Source organism: Paenibacillus sp. NMA1017, from assembly GCF_058895805.1.
This window is the reverse complement of record NZ_JBZXYR010000002.1, coordinates 534,871-550,411: the sequence shown is the minus strand read 5'-3', so window position 1 is coordinate 550,411 and position 15,541 is coordinate 534,871. Positions and strand designations below refer to the sequence as shown.

Sequence of the window (15,541 nt, the reverse complement as noted above, 5' to 3'; positions counted from 1 at the left end):
TGCGCTGACGTATGTGTAAGGGGGAAGCCTGATGAGCCATATCAAAATAAAAGCACTGGGTGTGTACCATCCGTCCCATTCATTGGATAACGAATACTATGTTCGCCATTTTGACGAGCGGGGCAAAGATATTCGGCGCTTCATGGAGCATATGGGTAGAAAACAGCGTTATATCATTGATGACCCGAGCGAAAACGGTTTAACAATGGGAATTGCGGCTGCGCAAAAAGCTCTGGAACAGGCTGGTATGACAGGCCGTGACGTGGATATGATCGTGTTTTCCACTCAAGTTCCTGAGTCACTGTTTCCGATGAATGCCTTATTTGTTCACCATGCGATTGGGGCCAGACATGATGTGGCTGTGATGGATTCCAACGCGAATTGTGCAGGGATGACAGTCGCTGTTGATCAAGCCAGTCGGTCGATGTTATCTAATCCTGACGTGCGGACAGCGCTTATCATCGGTTCGGATTATAATTCACTCATTTCCGGTCCGGAGGATGAGATTACTTATGCGAACTATGGAGATGCTGCATGTGCGGCTATTTTGGAGCGTACAGAAGAAGACACCGGATTTATAGATTCGATGTATTTTACGGACCCAGTCAATATAGATAAAATTTTGTACCCGGCTCAGGGGTTAGCGGCAACACTCCAAAGGAACGCCCCCGGAAAATATATTCAGTGGCTTCCATTCGACGCCAATATGGCCTTGCCTCCAACATTTGATCTGCTTGAACGCATTTTAAAAAAGAATGGGCTGACGCCTCAGGATGTACGGGCTTATTGTCTGTCTCAGTTCTCGTTGGCAAATGTATTAAAGATTCAGGATCACTTGGAGCTAGAGGATGCCCAAATGATCTATGTGGGTGATCGATATGGTTACACAGGTACCAGTAGCCCGTTCATTGCTCTATATGAAGGTGTTGAATCGGGTCGTATCCGGCGCGGTGATTATGTGCTGTTCTGGACGATTGGAGCCGGATATCAACTGGTTGCTATGTTGTTTAAATATTAGTTATGCGAAGACCTTGCAGCTGCAAGGTCTTTTTTTGTGTGTCGCACAATGACAATTGTAATGATTTGGTTGTGTTATGTTTGATTATTTTGTAAAATTTAAACATTGAATTAAAAGGGAGAGCTTATATTGCGGACATCGGATAGCATGACAATTATGACGGAAAACATGGCACACAATTCATAATAGGAGCTGAAGGGTCATTAAGATCGAAAATTTATTTTATGGGGAACGAATAAAACTGGCCGCAGTCAGGGAGGAAGATGCCGAAGTGATGTTCAAATGGGGTGAGGATGCGAAGTATCTGCGAAATGTAGATACGGATTTAGCGCTTCCTTACACATTGAAACAGATGGAGTCAGAAGGATCTCCCAGATCTAACGAGGTCTATTTTCGATTAAGAACATTGGCAGATGATGTCTTGATCGGATTTGTTGCTATCCACGGGATTGAGTGGAATAATCGCAGCGGACAGCTGGCAATAGGTATAGGTAATACGGACTACCGCGGCAAGGGCTTTGGGGCAGAAGCGGTACGGCTCATTCTTCGTTATGCGTTTTATGAGCTCAATTTGAATCGGGTCGGCTTGGATGTGATTGAGTACAATACACAAGCGATCCGAACTTATGAGAAGGCGGGGTTCCAGCTTGAGGGTAGAGTTCGTTCCGCTGTTCTTCGTGATGGCAACAGTTACGATCGTATCATGATGGGTATCCTGTATTCTGAATGGAGCTCGACTGTTCAATTTCAATAGATACACAATTTGTTCATAAAATATTCCATAATAAGCCTTTTAATAACGTGAAAAGAGGTTTATAGTTAAGGGGTCACATGCCCAAATCATTATTAATTTGAGTATGAGTCAAAGCTGAGGAGGAATTTACATGGCAAACGTTGTAAGGTCCGTCACTTCACCCAAGAAATTTATTTCTGGACAAAATCTACTCTCGTCGTTAAATGACTATATTAAGGATTATGGCGATAAAGCCTTTGTTATTTGCGATGAGTTCATACTTGAAAGGGCCCAAAAGGAGGCAGGCGCTTCAATTGAAGCAGCTGGTAACCAAGTGGTCTTCGAGAAATTCCAATATGAATGTACAAAAGAAGAGATTGATCGTAACCGCGAATTGGTGCGTAAACATGGTTCGAACATTATTGTAGGGATTGGCGGGGGAAAAACATTGGATACCGCCAAGGCAACGGCTTATTATGAAAAGCTGCCTGTTGTTATTTTCCCAACGATTGCTTCTACAGATGCTCCTTGTACCGCGCTTGCGGTTATATACAAAAAAGATGGCTCTTTTGATGAATATCTGTTCCTGCCTACTAATCCAGACGTTGTACTGGCGGATACAGGCATTCTGGCAGCAGCGCCTGCACGTTTCTTTGCAGCTGGAATCGGTGATGCACTGGCCACTTATTTTGAAGCTCGTGCTTGCTATCAGGCCAACGGGGATAACCTGGTTCTGAACAAGCCTTCCACTACAGGGCTGGGACTTGCTCGTCTTTGTTATGATACGTTGCTGGAAAATGCTGTGAAGGCCAAACGCGCTGTAGATCGTAAAGTATATACTCGTGCGGTGGAGGATACGATTGAAGCTACCATTTATCTGAGCGGTGTTGGTGCAGAATCAGGTGGATTGGCAGCAGCACACGCCATTCATAATGGTATGACGGCTGTTCCTTCGCTTCATAAAGCACAGCATGGTGAGAAAGTCACATTCGGTTTGTTAACCCAGCTAGTGCTGGAAAATGCACCGAAAGAAGAACTGGAAACCGTGATTAAACTGGTTAAGGATGTAGGCCTTCCATTGACGCTTCGTGACTTGGGTGTAGAGGAATTTGTTGAGGCTGAATGGCGCCAAGTGGCTGAAGCTGCTTGTGCATCGAATGATACAATGGTTAACATGCCGTTCCCGGTTAGTCCTGCTGACGTGTACAATGCAATCATTGCAGCGAATGCAATAGCAGAATCCTATCAAGAATAGTTTTTTCCTAAATCACGAAAATGGGTTTACAAAAACGGGTCTGTCACATCACTGGCAGACCCGTTTCGTGTACGTGCACTAACATGTGAAACGAAAGAAGGATACCAGGGACTTATATCCTATCTTGTTCTGACCGATATACATGTAACAGGGAAATTAGGTTGGTTACACAGCAGGAGGAGATTTGATGTTGGTGCATGGTAAAACACGTAGGGGCAACTTGTACATCCATATGTCCAGCGGTTTTCACAAAATTGGAGATTATCGGGAAGAATATTCTGTAGCACCGGGTGATCGGCTGATGTCTAGATTGTCCAAGCGGATCTACACCATTGTATCCGTACATCTTGGTGAAGAGGCGTATGCCGATATTGATCTTGAAGAAGTTATCAGAAATAGTTAGAGAGCTTTATTTGGATTTGGTATAAAAAAGCTTCCACTTTGCTCCTAAAGCAAAGTGGAAGCTTTTTTCTTTCAGCGAAGGGACTCATGAAGAAGGTCTCGTGTGATAATATTATTTTGGTTCATAAAATGTCTGATTGCTGCTTGTGAATTGGTTGCCGACAGTTCCTTTCCCCATGTCATAGCATAGGCCCAGGCTGGCTGATTTTGCAGCACCTTCGCACTCGGCAGAATATCACTTTCTCCGATTCCCATAGGTTTGCCCTGCGCAAGCTTTAGCAATTCGGTGTAGTAGGAGAATTTGTAATCATTATTATAGATATCAGCTGCAAGAATATCTACCCGGTTAATACCTGGGAAGGAAAGATTATAGGGAGTGCTATATGCGTTTGGGGCATTGGGACTCCACACCCACAATAGGTTATCCAGATGATGGACATGAGTGAACCGATCATACATTAGATTCCATAACTTAGCGTAATTTTGCTTGTTCCCCCACCAAAACCAGTTGCCGTTCATTTCATGATAGGGTCTCCATAAAACAGGCACATCTGCGTCTCGTAAGGTCTTAAGGGATAGAGCCACCTCATCCAGATCGGCGATCAGTTGTTTATATTGCGGGGTACCCGGCGTGATGTAACGATTAAATTCATCTTGAGTAATTTTTGCTTGTACGTTTTTCCACGTTTTGGGTTTGCCTGGTAGCGCCTGATGGAAGGTAACAGCTACGATTCCGCCGTCCTCACTCCATTGGATAGCACTAGTCACAACACGCTGACGTTGCTCTCGTAGGGCCGTACGTGACTGATTAGCCAATCCTCCAAACTCATAGCCGTGAAGTCCTGCGTATTGTCCGCTGATTTGTTGTAGCTTGTTATTTTGTTCATCCGGTGCCTCTAAGTAATCATGCTGCCCGGAAATTAGCATATCATCCGGTACATTAGATAGGTAGGCAAGTAATTGCTTGGCTTTGGTAGAGGCCTGAACATTAATTGGCGGGGCGGCATCGGCAACAATGAATGATTGCTGAGAGCCGCTGAAGAGTAAAACAAGCATTAGCAGTAGCACCCTCTGTAACCAAAAGCGTGTTGAGTGAGATTTCATGGCGCTCCTCCTTTGATGCATGGTAATGGGATTAGTATTTTTCTTTTTGTTTTCTAAGCTGTATATAGGCGCTAATAATAATCACCAGCAGACTAATCGTGGCCCATCCATTGAATTCCTGTGAGTGTATCCAGTTGTCCCATACAAGGAAGCCTAAAATTACAACGAGCAAACCCATTGTAAGATACATTTTGGTTTGTGCTGGACGTTGGGTGTGTTTCGAAATCCAATGTATGATGCCGAGAACGATGGCTGCCTGAAATAAAAATATGCCCATTATCATTAAACTTGCTATAAAGATTGGGGACATCGGTATCCTCCTCCTGGGTTTACAAACAGATAATGCAGGTTGTAACCGGGATGTGGATTCTTGGATGTGAATTTAATACAAGTTGAGTAAACAATTGAGCGCTGGTTACGATCTTGAACAAGTTGACTAAATTATACCATAACTACCGTCCTGCAATGAAAGACGTCTAAATACCCACTCTACCTTGATTCGACATCATACTTTATATTCAGCGAAATATTGACATATGGATGTACACTTCACATATATGAAGATGCAATCAGAAATATGTGGTAAGTATATGCATAAAAGCAACGCGAAATCGACGGAAAAGTTTGGTATGATTAAAGTGGATTGAAAAGGAGGTACTCCTATGAAACCTGCTGATTCTGGTTGGCGTGATTGCATTGATTATCATTTTAGGTCGAGTGCTCTAATGAGATATCCAAAAAAACCGAAAAGAATTTGAAGAATTAGGGATGTGAAATGGTGTTAAAGGCAGCTTTACTTTTTATATTGGCTGGCATCGCTGAAATTGGAGGAGGATACTTGATTTGGCAGTGGCTGCGGGAAGGGAAGACATGGTATGTCGGACTTTGCGGCGGAGTGATTTTGGCTGTATATGGAATCATTGCTACCTTTCAAGTGTTCTCCTCCTTTGGGCGTGTATATGCAGCGTACGGCGGTGTCTTTATTGTTCTTTCCATTGCATGGGGCTGGTGGATTGATAAAAAGACACCTGACTTGTACGATTTCATTGGTGGATTGATTTGTTTAGTCGGTATAGCTGTAATCCTGTTTCCACGATCAGGATGATAGGACGAAAAACCCTTTTTTATTTTTAAAAACATGACTATAGGTCTACAAAAATAAGCTTCATATTCCGAAATAGAACTTAAGGAGGGGGTTCTATGAACTGGAATCAAATGAAGCTTAGATTGAAATTTGGCAGTACTATGCCGAAGAATGAAGGTAATTTCTCTTTTGGTATCATGTGTGGACTCTTAATCAGCATCGTGCTGTGGATCTCGATCATAGGCTGGATCATGCTGATCTTTAAGTGATTTTACGAAATCACTGTACATATCAAAATGATGAATTAAGAGCTGTTGAAAAACCCATGTCCTATTACCCATGCTTTATTTTGTGAAATCGTTACGCAACTTGTCTATCCCGTGGCCTATGGCTTCATCAATCATATCGGTAGCAGCAGGTGTATCTGCATCGGCGTCAGGAATACGATTAAATCCTGGCTCGCGCTTGTCCAAGGAATGTTTATGTTCGATTTGATCATCAGTACGATTCTTTTCAGAGTTATTATCTCTCATGGCACATCACAGCTCCTTTATTAGGTATATTCAGCTTCTACACTTTACATAAACGCTTGTGCTCCAGACTAAACGTTGATAAAAATAAAACCGGGAGGGGTTGAATCCCGCCCGGTACTTCCCAAACGACTAGCGATGCTCAATCAGATCAATCGCTCCCAGAACAACATGAGCCAGTCCGAAACCGAGAATGCCTGTAGCTGCAAGTTTGTACTTACTGCTCAGCAGCACAGCGCCTGAAGCCGATACTACCGTTCCAAGAACAGCTGGAATCATACCTTCACGCATTCGTAACACCCCTTCTGGTAGTTTGGAAAGACGTTTATTAGTGTAATTCAAATGCGCACAAGTTATACAAAAAGAAAATTTTATTATTTTTTAAAAAAACACTTTACAAACCGATAAAATTATCGTATTATATGTTGGTGCCCAATTGAACGACATTTACATAACGAGAACAGTTCATATCAGATGTATGTTTCTCAGATACTTGTAAGACAAGTAAGTGTAAAGATTAGCGTTCCTAAGTTTATGCCGGGGTGGCGGAATTGGCAGACGCACAGGACTTAAAATCCTGCGGTAGGTGACTACCGTACCGGTTCGATCCCGGTCCTCGGCATTCAGAAAAGCACCTGAGATCCCTTGATACATAAGGGATCTTTTGTTTTTGTATGGGACTTTTAGAATCGACAAAATCAAGAAGAATGAGCGTCGTTTTTGCCGTTGGGGACGGATTGGGGACGGATTCTCGGATCGAACTTATCAAGGTGCGAAGCGGTCTTGCGGCTGAGCCTTTTTGTTACGTGGGCATACGTATCGCTGGTGACTTGCGATGTAGCATGTCTCAGTCGATGTTGAATTTCTTTTATAGATGCTCCTTGCTCTAATAAGTACGTTGCATTCGTATGCCGCAGACCGTGCAGGGTTACATATCGAAACCCGTTTTTCTCACACCAATCTTTCCACCGTTGTGTCGGTGTAGTATGGTAGTAAGGCTTGCCGTAGCCGGAATGGAATACGAAATTGCGGTCGCCACCTTGCCACTTGTCCATCAGTTTCATTTTTAGCTTCCGGCACGCTTTGATGTGAGCAGCCAACTCTTCCATATACCACAGAGGCATGTCCACATAATCGTTTGATGCTTCGTTCTTAGTGTCCGTTATGTCGGCCTGACCGTCCTCGGTGTTTGATATGCTCTCGTCAATCCGCAGCCTACAATTCACAAAGTCGCAGTCATCAATTTCAAGTGCAATTAACTCTCCGCGTCTAAAACCTCCGATAATTGCCGCAAGGAAATACATACGCCATACCGATTTAGTTTCAAGTAGCGCATCAATTACAGCTGTCGCTTCATCTTCTTCGTAGTAATTTTTCCGATCCTTTCGCACCTTCTTATTCTCTTTGCTGATTTGAGGTCGCTTAACACCATCCATTGGGTTTGTTTTGATAACGGTCCATTCAACAGACCGTTTAAAAATGTTCATCGTAACATCATATGCATATTGCACCGTGCGAGACGATAGTTGGTCTTTGCCTCCTCGTTTGTCGACGCGAGCACCTGGTTTCCGTAGATCAGTAAACAGCTTAACCAATTCCATCGTCGTTATCTCATCAAGTAGTTTGTGTCCAATCGTCGGTAATACGTGATTGTTGATTTTCGAACAATGTGATTTTAGAGTGGTGCCGTTTTTATATTCAATCACAGCATGTTTTGGTTTCCATTCATTTTCGTAAAAGTCCTTGAAAGTCATTTTTGATGGCGCAATATAATTTCCGCTTAATACTTCTCGTTTGAAATCCGCCAAATGATCATCCAGATATTCTCTTAATTTTTTCGGGGCTTCCGATAATTTTGCGCATTTTACAGACAGTTTCATTAATGCCGGCTCTTCAATTGTGATAGATGTACGTGGTCGGTTGCGGGTGCCGTCAGCATTTAGGCCGAGGTCTACTGTTAACCGCCAAGTATTTTCTCCTCGTTTTTCTATACTTCCTTTAGCCATAGTGTAACTCCTTCCTAATTCTATCCTGATTCTAACGACCTATATCAGTTAAATCACCTCCTTAATAGGAACGTATGTTCTGTTTTTGTGCATGGAAAAACTACCATCATTCCATAATGACTACTGGATAAATAATTTATGTAGTTCGAGAGGAATTCCGCATCTCAAATAATAATGTGAAATGGATTCGTCGATATATTGATCTATGCCATGTGTAAGTAGCTTCAAAGCGAATATATTGGCTTGTCTCTCGTATTTTCCAGTGTTAAAAAATGCATTCTGATCAAGCCAAAATCTATTTAAACCCGGATGTAGTTGGTCATGAGCAAGTTCATGAGCACAGACCATGCGCTTCCAATTCTCATCCAGGTTATTGTGTATCACGATACATCTTCTTCTCATTTTTCTGTAATACATCCCCTTGGTTGATCGGCCCAAATCTGCATGATAAATAATGATATTCAGACCATAGGCTATCTCATAAGGATTATTTGTTTTGAATTTCTTTATGAGTTTATCAATAGTAGCGTCCATAGGCTGCACCTACTCGTCTTTTTTCTTTCGTCCGTAGGTCTTCTTGTTTTTCTCTTTGATATCCCAGAACATAGCCTCCATGACGCGAAGTACCTTTTGTCGATCTTCTTCTTCAATTGGTACACCATCAAACATAATAGGGCCATCTTCTAAGAGCATTGTCTTGAAATCTCGTACGTCTTTAGGGGATGCCCAGGAAGGTATGGAGTATGTTTTCGGTGCAGCATCATCAATTCTTCCAAGCAAATAATCTGCGTTGGTGTTTAATACATCTGCGAGCTTCCCCAAAATATTGCTGGGTATTTTAGTGATTGTTCCTCGCTCATAATTCGAAATATTAGCTCTATTCATATCCAAAGCATCAGCTAAATCATCTTGTGTCAACCCCATTTTTTCTCGCAAAGCTTTAATTCTTTCGCCCAAAGAGGACATACAAATACACCGCCTAAAAAAGATTTATAAATTACGTAAGTGACACTTGCGTAATTATCAATTACATGGTAATATTCAGTTACGGAAGATTGGAGGTGAATACCAATGAAGAAAAGTAATATAACAAAATCTGAAGAAAGCCTCCCTAGACTCAGATTAATCGAATTAAGACAAGAGGTTGGCACCCAAAGAAAGGTGGCTTCAGAACTGGATATCTCTGAAACTTACTTGAGACATCTAGAGAAAGGTCTAGCAACACCTGGTGTAAGTTTAATGTTTAAAATAGCACGCTATTTTAAAACAGATGTTTATGATTGTTGGAAAGATTTATCCGGTGAAAGACCCGAACCAGTAAGCCTCATGCACAAATAGATTATATACCGTAACCAACACTTTCGCAATAGATAATTACGTTTATTTGAATATTTTTTTTGTTGGTTACGTAATTATTAATTACTATACACCGAGAAGGAGGATTTTATGACAGCTATTGAACAAGCGATCAACGAAATTGTTGCTGTTCAAGTTGCCGCAGCCGAAAAACGATTAATGGAAAGGTTGAATACAGCTACAGATAAAAGATTAAATGTGGAACAAGCTGCCGAATATCTTGGTATCTCGGAGAAATTGCTCTACAACATGTGTAAAAAGAAACAAATTCCGCATAGGAGATACGGAACTAGGATTGTGTTCAGCTCCGCAGCTTTAGATGCCTGGGGAAGGGAACAGGATAAAGTTAATTATCGGTCTTAGGAAGGAGAATCAACTTGCAAATTGACATTAACAAAATCAAAGTCAGTGATCGCATCCGCAAAGACTTCGGCGGAATCGAAGAACTGGCACGGGATATAGAACAAAACGGACTTATAAACCCTATTGTAGTAACACCGGATTATCAGCTAATTGCCGGAGAGCGGCGTTTGAGAGCGCATCAGTTCCTTGGACGCTCAGAAGTGACAGTAAGAATTATGGAAATCAAAGACTTTGAACATCAGCTTCAGCTTGAGATTTCTGAAAATGAACATCGTAAAGAGTTCACTTTTTCTGAACGAGTAGAATGGGCGCGGCGACTTGAAGAGGCCGAACGTTTGAAAGCCAAAGAGCGCATGGCTGGAGGTACGGAAAATTTTCCTGACCAACCTACCGGGCAAGTACGAGACATTGTAGCGGATCAAGCAGGGTTCGGCTCTGGCAGACAGTACGATAAGGCGAAGTTCATCGCTGAGAATGCCACACCGGAGATTATCCAGCAGCTTGATGAAGGATTGATTAGCACTCATAAAGCGTTCGTGGAGACAAAAACCCGGTTGGAGGCCGCTGTCCGTGAAGCCGAAGAGAGAGCGGAGAAAGCAGAACTTGACAAGCTTGAGTTGCAAAGACAGTACAAAGATGCCATTCCTGTGGATCAACTTGAGGATGCCGTATCTGCTGCTGTAGAGCGTCATGAGGAAGAAACCACTGTATTCATCCGGCAGAAGGAAAAAGAAGCCGAAGCACAACTCAAGCAGCGTGACGAATACTGGAAAGGCAAGCTCAAAGAAGATTTGGAGGCTGAGCGTCTTAAAATAGAACAGTTGCGAGGTGGCTATCAAAGAGCTAAGGAAGAACTTGAGACTATCAAGCTCCAGCAACCGGACGATTTCGATGAACAGCAGGCAGCAGCTCAGATGAAGAAACTTCGTTTTGAGGCTGATAGCAATACGATTCAAGTCAGCATCCATGTAAAGCAGTTTCTACAAAAGGTCGGAATTACCTCATTCATGCTGGGTGCAATAGGTAGTGCAAGTAGTTCTGAAAAGAAGCGGTTGTCCGAAAGCTTGGACATGCTGGAAGCCTTTGTTGAACAGATTCGACCAGCCGTAGATGGCAGAAGGGCGGTAGAGAAATGACATTAATTAACCCTAATCAACAGCCTGATTTCTTGTCTGTTGTCGAAAAGCAAATGCAACTGACAGAGGCTCAAGGCATGGCAATTCGTGGACTTGTGGACGGTATTAAGCAAATGCATTTGGATGTAACTGAAAAAGTGGAAGAAGTTCAGATGATGGTTCAGGAGGTTCGGGATAGTGTAACCCTGACGGATGCTGAATGCTATCAGTTACAGGATGCAGTAAGAATCAGATCCAACGCACTCACGAAAGATCGTTACCAGGAAACGGACGGCAAATTTAATGAGATGGTTGGGAAATATCGTCGGATGATCTGGAGTAAGCTGAAAATCATGTTCAGCGTGGCAAAGTACAGCCACATCCGGCGCATAGATTACGCCGATGCGATTTATTTTGTCCAAGATTTTCGTCCCGAAGACTATATCTAAAGGAGGTTTCGACATGACTCTTCCAGAGCTGGCTCGTATCTGGTTTGGTAATCCATTGCAACATGCCATTATCGTTCGTAATATCCAGCGTGAGGCGAAATCAAAATGAGCAGCCAGACACAAACCATTTACTCAGTACCAGTCGTAGATGATGAAGGGCAAAAGTTTACGTTATATCAACCAGCAGACTCACTTATATCCGCTGTATTACTTATGCATTGCTGGTTGAATTGTCAACATGCAGTAGATATTGAGATGCTAGAGCTGACAGAGCAGGATAAGAAAAAGCTTTCTCTTCAAAAGGAAAAAGAACTTATTGAACAAAAGCTTCAGGTCATTTATAAAACTCAATATGCTGTTACAGATAGTCCATGGCCTAATCATGTTTGTATCCAGAAGATGAAACCTTTGAAGGAACAAGAAAGGCAATTAAAAACTAGAATATCCGAACTTGAAGCGGAGATATGGAGCTGAGAGAGTTGGACGAGCATAAACAGTCTAGGGCGCTTAGAGCGCAACTACGGGAATTGTACGAGGATAGTATTGATGCTGTTAAATTCGGATTACCTAATGACGAAATTCATGCCCAAATAGATCTGCTTACTGCCCAATTAATTGAGTTGGAGCAGTTCAAAAACGAAGAATATGAAGGGCTAGAGGCTCCTAAGGCATCAGGATACAAGATATCCGGCAAAGGAATAGGCTGCTGCAATCATTGTGGGAAAGAGGTATTCGATGGTCAGAAACACCCTGCTCCAAACGAAGAAGGACTTTTCTGTAATTACTATTGCCGTAAGTTATACCGCAAAAGAATAGACAGAGAAGCCCAGACAAACAATCGTGCTACCAACACGATCATTTAAGAAACATTTCAACGGCAGTATATCACGTAATTTAAAAATTGAAAATAGGAGCGTAATAATATGAACTTAAATAATTTGGTAAATGATGCGATGCAAACAATTCAAAAAGACGGTTTTGTTGAGGAGGTCATTAAAAAGCAACTTGAGACTACTATCAAAAAAGTGATAGAAGATTACTTTGGCAGTTACGGAGATTTCCGTAAAGAGTTAGAAAATCATGTAAAAGAGCAATTGCAAATCGATATGAGAAAACTGGGTATAAGCGGATATAACCTCATGGTTTTGAATGAAGTTAAATCTCAGCTGAATGCGGCTCTCCATATTCAAGGTGTGCAAAAAATTAAAGAAAACATGGAACAAATGCTTGTCGGTATTAAACCTGAATACAAGTTGTCTGAATTGATTGAAGCAATGAAGAAAGATGAGAATGATGACCATGAACGAGATGGTGAAAAAATATCTTTCATTTTGGAAGGCGAGGAGGATGGGTATCGTCACATCTATTTTGATCCAGAAAGCGAAAGTAGAGATTCGTGGGGTTCTGAAAAGTCAAAGTACAGATACAAATATCAACTCCACTTGGACAAAGAAGGACACGTCTATGACTCTAAAATTGATGGTCAGAACCTTTCCAATAACAAAGATATTATGACATCGTTCTACCATTTTGAAAAATTGATGTTCCAAATTTTTGCGACTGGAGCCAAGGTTATCGTGGATGAAGACGAAGTTGATACTTATTACGGCGAAGAATATTAATAGAGGGTTAAGGAGTGGCTGCATTGTCTCTACAAAAACAATATACGCTCGGAGAGCTTTATAGTCTTGCGGATCAATGCAGCCATGATTACCCTGCTACACTGGCACGTAAGATTGAATTATTGACCGAAGTCCAGATTCTTCTGGGGCGCAAGGCAGCTGAGGCCGTAAGGGATTATAAGAAGAAATATGCTGAGAGGAAGCGTGTTTATGCTGAAGCGTATATTGCAGCAAAGAACCTAAGGGAGCAGCGTGCGGAATTGGCGGTAATTGAACTTCGCATCCAAGAAGCAGATGCAGAAGCTGATAAGGTCCGCTGGAATAATGCTGTGGAAAGTAATGACCAGGTAATAAACTCTTTAAAATACAGCCTCAAGGTTCTGCTAGCGGAGTTTGGAAACAACGCCAACGCAAACAGGTAGGCTTATGATTCAAAAGCTGAGAAGAGGTTGAAACATGGCAGAAATAAAATGGATCAAGCTCAGTACTGGCATGTTTGACGACGAAAAAATTAAAATCATCGAAGATATGCCCGAAGCTGACACGATCATTGTTATATGGCTCAAACTAATGACCATGACAGGTAGATCAAATATGGGCGGTTACATCATGCTGACCGAAACCATTCCATATACAGAGGATATGTTGATTTCAGTGATCAAGAGGCCGCTGCCAGTTATAAAAATGGCTCTATCCATCTTTGAAAGATTCGGGATGCTGGAAGTTTCAGAGCAAGGAGCTTTCTTTCTGCCTAACTGGGAGAAGCATCAGAATGTGGACGGAATGGAGAAGGTCAGGGAACAAACTAAAAAGAGGGTTCAAAAATATCGGGATAAGCAGAAGCAGCTTGGTTCAGGTGAAGCAGATCCTCCTGTTACAGGAAACGCTACTGGTAACGTTACAGTAACGGTCGGTAACGAAACAGATAAAGAATTAGATTTAGAACTAGAAAAAGAAAGTTGTTGTTGTTTAACGCCCGAGACTGAAATCAAATCCGAAGATGAGGGGATACCGTTCACCCGACAGGATACCGTTCCTGTCACTCCTGAAACAGATGCCGACTCTGGACAGGACGAAATATCATCTGCGGAACTAGATTATCACAACGCCGTTGCCAACAAGTACCTACAGCGCAGGGGGAAAGGATTATACATTACAGCAGCCGACGAAACGAGCATTGATGAATTGCTAGCTGCTGGTGTACCGCTTCAAACCGCTTTGGACGGAATTGATCAGTCCTTTGATAAATTTAAACCTAAACATAAACGCGATGGGATACGAAGTCTGAGTTATTGTGCGACTATCATTTTTTCCTTACACGCTTTGCGGGAGGATGTTGCTAAAGGGGAGAGAGCCGAAAGTCCTTTGCCTGTTATGGATGAACCTCAAGATATGCCGTCAAGTGAATACACAAAAGTAGATATTGCGGATATGCTTGCAAAACTGAGGGCTAAACAGGGAGGTTGATGCCATATGGAGAGCTTCGGCAAAGAATTAAAGGCATTAATACCCGCTGGTTTTGCCAAGAGACAGGCTGCGGTGCTGGAACGTCTAGCAAACCATCCTGAGGTTCATCGGCTGAAAGCTGAGTTTCCAGACAGAACGGACGATTTGACAGAACCCAAACGATATAGAGATCTGTCACAGCATATATCCTATTGCGATAAATGCAGCGAGTGTCCGGGTTTGCTGGCTTGCCAGAACGAACAGAAGGGCCATACAAGCGTTGCGGAGCCTAACCCGACCAAAGCTGACGAACTGGTCTTCCGACTTCAGAAATGTCCATTGCTAGCTGCTTACGAAAGAGAAAAAGGAATAGGTCAGAGGATCAAGAGCCACTACATCCCGGCTCACATCCTGAATGCCACCTTTGAAGACATTGAACCTGACCCACAGCGGATATCTGCAATTGCGGCGGCAATAAACTTTTGTGATGAATTTGTACCAGGTGAAACAACAAAAGGTTTGTACTTTTACGGTCGGATGGGTGTAGGCAAAAGTCGGATTGTTGGAGCCATTGCACAAGAGTTGGCTAAGCGTGACGTAAGCGTACTGATGGTCTATGTTCCTGATTTCCTACTGGAGGTCAAGGATGCGATTGGTTCAAAGACAGAAACTGTTGAAAGTAAGCTTGATGCTTTGAGGACAGTTCCTGTGTTGATATTGGATGATATTGGGGCCGAGTCATTAACGACTTGGACAAGGGATGAAGTCCTGGGACCGATACTTCAGCGACGTATGGAACGCCTAACGACGATCTACACATCGAATTTAACCATGAGTGAGTTGAAACAGCATTTGGCGAATCCAAAAGACAGCAAGCCTAGTGAGCAGAATGAGAAGAAAGCGGCGCGAATTATCGAGCGGATTGAACCATTTGTAAAAATACTGCCAGTAGGTGGACGGAATAGACGTAGGGGGTAAGCATATGTGCAGAACATGCGGCGGTAGTAAGGTAGCGTATCAGTTTCTCGGCTCCATGATGATATTAGGTCCATGCACGG

At 42.6% G+C, this 15,541-nt stretch carries 23 protein-coding genes and 1 tRNA gene; 17 read left to right on the top strand and 7 right to left on the bottom strand.

All coding sequences use genetic code 11. The features are described from left to right. The first annotated feature begins 31 nt into the window (after window positions 1–31). The 4 genes from AC5ELV_RS07715 (at window position 32) to AC5ELV_RS07700 (ending at window position 3,409) form a co-directional block, all read left to right on the top strand. Entirely contained in the window at window positions 32–1,018 is a 987-nt protein-coding gene (locus tag AC5ELV_RS07715) for a ketoacyl-ACP synthase III (RefSeq protein WP_493429742.1), read from the top strand. 202 nt (window positions 1,019–1,220) lie between these two features. Continuing rightward, entirely contained in the window at window positions 1,221–1,772 is a 552-nt protein-coding gene (locus AC5ELV_RS07710) for a GNAT family N-acetyltransferase (RefSeq protein ID WP_493429869.1), read from the top strand. A gap of 130 nt (window positions 1,773–1,902) precedes the next feature. After that, entirely contained in the window at window positions 1,903–3,006 is a 1,104-nt protein-coding gene (locus AC5ELV_RS07705; RefSeq protein ID WP_493429741.1) for a glycerol dehydrogenase, read from the top strand. Between the two features lie 187 nt (window positions 3,007–3,193). Then, entirely contained in the window at window positions 3,194–3,409 is a 216-nt protein-coding gene (locus AC5ELV_RS07700) for a hypothetical protein (protein ID WP_013311038.1), read from the top strand. Window positions 3,410–3,480: 71 nt separating this feature from the next. On the opposite strand, the gene AC5ELV_RS07695 is transcribed toward AC5ELV_RS07700, so the two are convergent. Both AC5ELV_RS07695 and AC5ELV_RS07690 read right to left on the bottom strand, forming a co-directional pair. Continuing rightward, the gene (locus tag AC5ELV_RS07695) at window positions 3,481–4,512 is read right to left on the bottom strand and encodes a glycosyl hydrolase (protein ID WP_493429740.1); all 1,032 of its coding nucleotides are present in this window, start codon (window positions 4,510–4,512) and stop codon (window positions 3,481–3,483) included. A 31-nt stretch (window positions 4,513–4,543) separates the two neighbouring features. Then, window positions 4,544–4,822, bottom strand: coding sequence for a hypothetical protein (locus AC5ELV_RS07690; protein ID WP_493429739.1), 279 nt, complete (start codon window positions 4,820–4,822; stop codon window positions 4,544–4,546). Window positions 4,823–5,290: 468 nt separating this feature from the next. Between AC5ELV_RS07690 and AC5ELV_RS07685 the strand changes: the two genes are divergently transcribed. Continuing rightward, entirely contained in the window at window positions 5,291–5,617 is a 327-nt protein-coding gene (locus AC5ELV_RS07685; RefSeq protein WP_023989398.1) for a YnfA family protein, read from the top strand. Window positions 5,618–5,712: 95 nt separating this feature from the next. Then, a complete protein-coding gene (locus AC5ELV_RS07680) occupies window positions 5,713–5,865 on the top strand; it encodes a hypothetical protein (protein WP_165149143.1) in 153 nt (50 codons plus the stop codon). 75 nt (window positions 5,866–5,940) lie between these two features. On the opposite strand, the gene AC5ELV_RS07675 is transcribed toward AC5ELV_RS07680, so the two are convergent. Together AC5ELV_RS07675 and AC5ELV_RS07670 are read right to left on the bottom strand one after the other, a co-directional pair. After that, the gene (locus AC5ELV_RS07675) at window positions 5,941–6,129 is read right to left on the bottom strand and encodes a hypothetical protein (RefSeq protein ID WP_493429738.1); all 189 of its coding nucleotides are present in this window, start codon (window positions 6,127–6,129) and stop codon (window positions 5,941–5,943) included. A gap of 129 nt (window positions 6,130–6,258) precedes the next feature. Further along, window positions 6,259–6,417 (bottom strand): hypothetical protein, encoded by a 159-nt coding sequence (locus AC5ELV_RS07670; RefSeq protein ID WP_013311032.1) that lies wholly within the window; start codon window positions 6,415–6,417, stop codon window positions 6,259–6,261. Window positions 6,418–6,662: 245 nt separating this feature from the next. On the opposite strand from AC5ELV_RS07670, the gene AC5ELV_RS07665 reads away from it, so the two are divergent. Continuing rightward, window positions 6,663–6,748: transfer RNA gene (locus tag AC5ELV_RS07665), tRNA-Leu, on the top strand. A gap of 76 nt (window positions 6,749–6,824) precedes the next feature. Here AC5ELV_RS07665 and AC5ELV_RS07660 read toward each other — a convergent pair. The 3 genes from AC5ELV_RS07660 to AC5ELV_RS07650 form a co-directional block, all read right to left on the bottom strand. Continuing rightward, window positions 6,825–8,132 carry a tyrosine-type recombinase/integrase gene (locus AC5ELV_RS07660; RefSeq protein ID WP_493429737.1) on the bottom strand — a complete coding sequence of 436 codons (1,308 nt, stop codon included), beginning with the start codon at window positions 8,130–8,132 and terminating at the stop codon, window positions 6,825–6,827. A gap of 120 nt (window positions 8,133–8,252) precedes the next feature. Beyond that, window positions 8,253–8,666, bottom strand: a complete 414-nt coding sequence (locus AC5ELV_RS07655) for an ImmA/IrrE family metallo-endopeptidase (RefSeq protein WP_493429736.1) — start codon at window positions 8,664–8,666, stop codon at window positions 8,253–8,255. 9 nt (window positions 8,667–8,675) lie between these two features. Further along, window positions 8,676–9,098 carry a helix-turn-helix domain-containing protein gene (locus AC5ELV_RS07650; protein WP_493429735.1) on the bottom strand — a complete coding sequence of 141 codons (423 nt, stop codon included), beginning with the start codon at window positions 9,096–9,098 and terminating at the stop codon, window positions 8,676–8,678. Window positions 9,099–9,203: 105 nt separating this feature from the next. Between AC5ELV_RS07650 and AC5ELV_RS07645 the strand changes: the two genes are divergently transcribed. From AC5ELV_RS07645 to dnaI, 10 genes are all read left to right on the top strand, one after another. After that, window positions 9,204–9,470 (top strand): helix-turn-helix transcriptional regulator, encoded by a 267-nt coding sequence (locus tag AC5ELV_RS07645; protein ID WP_493429734.1) that lies wholly within the window; start codon window positions 9,204–9,206, stop codon window positions 9,468–9,470. Window positions 9,471–9,578: 108 nt separating this feature from the next. Continuing rightward, window positions 9,579–9,851, top strand: coding sequence for a helix-turn-helix domain-containing protein (locus tag AC5ELV_RS07640; protein ID WP_493429733.1), 273 nt, complete (start codon window positions 9,579–9,581; stop codon window positions 9,849–9,851). 14 nt (window positions 9,852–9,865) lie between these two features. Beyond that, on the top strand, window positions 9,866–10,987 hold the full coding sequence (locus AC5ELV_RS07635; RefSeq protein WP_493429732.1) for a ParB N-terminal domain-containing protein: 1,122 nt from the start codon (window positions 9,866–9,868) through the stop codon (window positions 10,985–10,987). Then, window positions 10,984–11,415 (top strand): ORF6C domain-containing protein, encoded by a 432-nt coding sequence (locus AC5ELV_RS07630; RefSeq protein WP_493429731.1) that lies wholly within the window; start codon window positions 10,984–10,986, stop codon window positions 11,413–11,415. The genes AC5ELV_RS07635 and AC5ELV_RS07630 overlap by 4 nt, the downstream gene beginning before the upstream one ends. Before the next feature lie 105 nt (window positions 11,416–11,520). Further along, complete coding sequence (locus AC5ELV_RS07625; protein ID WP_493429730.1) at window positions 11,521–11,889, top strand: hypothetical protein; 369 nt, start codon at window positions 11,521–11,523, stop codon at window positions 11,887–11,889. Window positions 11,890–11,894: 5 nt separating this feature from the next. After that, window positions 11,895–12,278, top strand: coding sequence for a hypothetical protein (locus AC5ELV_RS07620; RefSeq protein WP_493429729.1), 384 nt, complete (start codon window positions 11,895–11,897; stop codon window positions 12,276–12,278). 60 nt (window positions 12,279–12,338) lie between these two features. Beyond that, window positions 12,339–13,037, top strand: coding sequence for a hypothetical protein (locus tag AC5ELV_RS07615; protein ID WP_069289742.1), 699 nt, complete (start codon window positions 12,339–12,341; stop codon window positions 13,035–13,037). A gap of 14 nt (window positions 13,038–13,051) precedes the next feature. Continuing rightward, window positions 13,052–13,459 (top strand): hypothetical protein, encoded by a 408-nt coding sequence (locus AC5ELV_RS07610; RefSeq protein WP_493429728.1) that lies wholly within the window; start codon window positions 13,052–13,054, stop codon window positions 13,457–13,459. A gap of 34 nt (window positions 13,460–13,493) precedes the next feature. After that, window positions 13,494–14,504, top strand: a complete 1,011-nt coding sequence (locus AC5ELV_RS07605) for a phage replisome organizer N-terminal domain-containing protein (protein ID WP_493429727.1) — start codon at window positions 13,494–13,496, stop codon at window positions 14,502–14,504. 6 nt (window positions 14,505–14,510) lie between these two features. Continuing rightward, window positions 14,511–15,461, top strand: a complete 951-nt coding sequence (dnaI, locus tag AC5ELV_RS07600; protein WP_493429726.1) for a primosomal protein DnaI — start codon at window positions 14,511–14,513, stop codon at window positions 15,459–15,461. The last annotated feature ends 80 nt before the right edge of the window (window positions 15,462–15,541 follow it).

Coding starts and splice junctions, on each gene's coding strand:
- AC5ELV_RS07715 (WP_493429742.1), top strand. CDS start 32: ATGAGCCATATCAAAATAAAAGCACTGGGTGTGTACCATCCGTCCCAT.
- AC5ELV_RS07705 (WP_493429741.1), top strand. CDS start 1,903: ATGGCAAACGTTGTAAGGTCCGTCACTTCACCCAAGAAATTTATTTCT.
- AC5ELV_RS07700 (WP_013311038.1), top strand. CDS start 3,194: ATGTTGGTGCATGGTAAAACACGTAGGGGCAACTTGTACATCCATATG.
- AC5ELV_RS07695 (WP_493429740.1), bottom strand. CDS start 4,512: ATGAAATCTCACTCAACACGCTTTTGGTTACAGAGGGTGCTACTGCTA.
- AC5ELV_RS07690 (WP_493429739.1), bottom strand. CDS start 4,822: ATGTCCCCAATCTTTATAGCAAGTTTAATGATAATGGGCATATTTTTA.
- AC5ELV_RS07680 (WP_165149143.1), top strand. CDS start 5,713: ATGAACTGGAATCAAATGAAGCTTAGATTGAAATTTGGCAGTACTATG.
- AC5ELV_RS07675 (WP_493429738.1), bottom strand. CDS start 6,129: ATGAGAGATAATAACTCTGAAAAGAATCGTACTGATGATCAAATCGAA.
- AC5ELV_RS07670 (WP_013311032.1), bottom strand. CDS start 6,417: ATGCGTGAAGGTATGATTCCAGCTGTTCTTGGAACGGTAGTATCGGCT.
- AC5ELV_RS07660 (WP_493429737.1), bottom strand. CDS start 8,132: ATGGCTAAAGGAAGTATAGAAAAACGAGGAGAAAATACTTGGCGGTTA.
- AC5ELV_RS07655 (WP_493429736.1), bottom strand. CDS start 8,666: ATGGACGCTACTATTGATAAACTCATAAAGAAATTCAAAACAAATAAT.
- AC5ELV_RS07650 (WP_493429735.1), bottom strand. CDS start 9,098: ATGTCCTCTTTGGGCGAAAGAATTAAAGCTTTGCGAGAAAAAATGGGG.
- AC5ELV_RS07645 (WP_493429734.1), top strand. CDS start 9,204: ATGAAGAAAAGTAATATAACAAAATCTGAAGAAAGCCTCCCTAGACTC.
- AC5ELV_RS07640 (WP_493429733.1), top strand. CDS start 9,579: ATGACAGCTATTGAACAAGCGATCAACGAAATTGTTGCTGTTCAAGTT.
- AC5ELV_RS07630 (WP_493429731.1), top strand. CDS start 10,984: ATGACATTAATTAACCCTAATCAACAGCCTGATTTCTTGTCTGTTGTC.
- AC5ELV_RS07625 (WP_493429730.1), top strand. CDS start 11,521: ATGAGCAGCCAGACACAAACCATTTACTCAGTACCAGTCGTAGATGAT.
- AC5ELV_RS07615 (WP_069289742.1), top strand. CDS start 12,339: ATGAACTTAAATAATTTGGTAAATGATGCGATGCAAACAATTCAAAAA.
- AC5ELV_RS07605 (WP_493429727.1), top strand. CDS start 13,494: ATGGCAGAAATAAAATGGATCAAGCTCAGTACTGGCATGTTTGACGAC.
- dnaI (WP_493429726.1), top strand. CDS start 14,511: ATGGAGAGCTTCGGCAAAGAATTAAAGGCATTAATACCCGCTGGTTTT.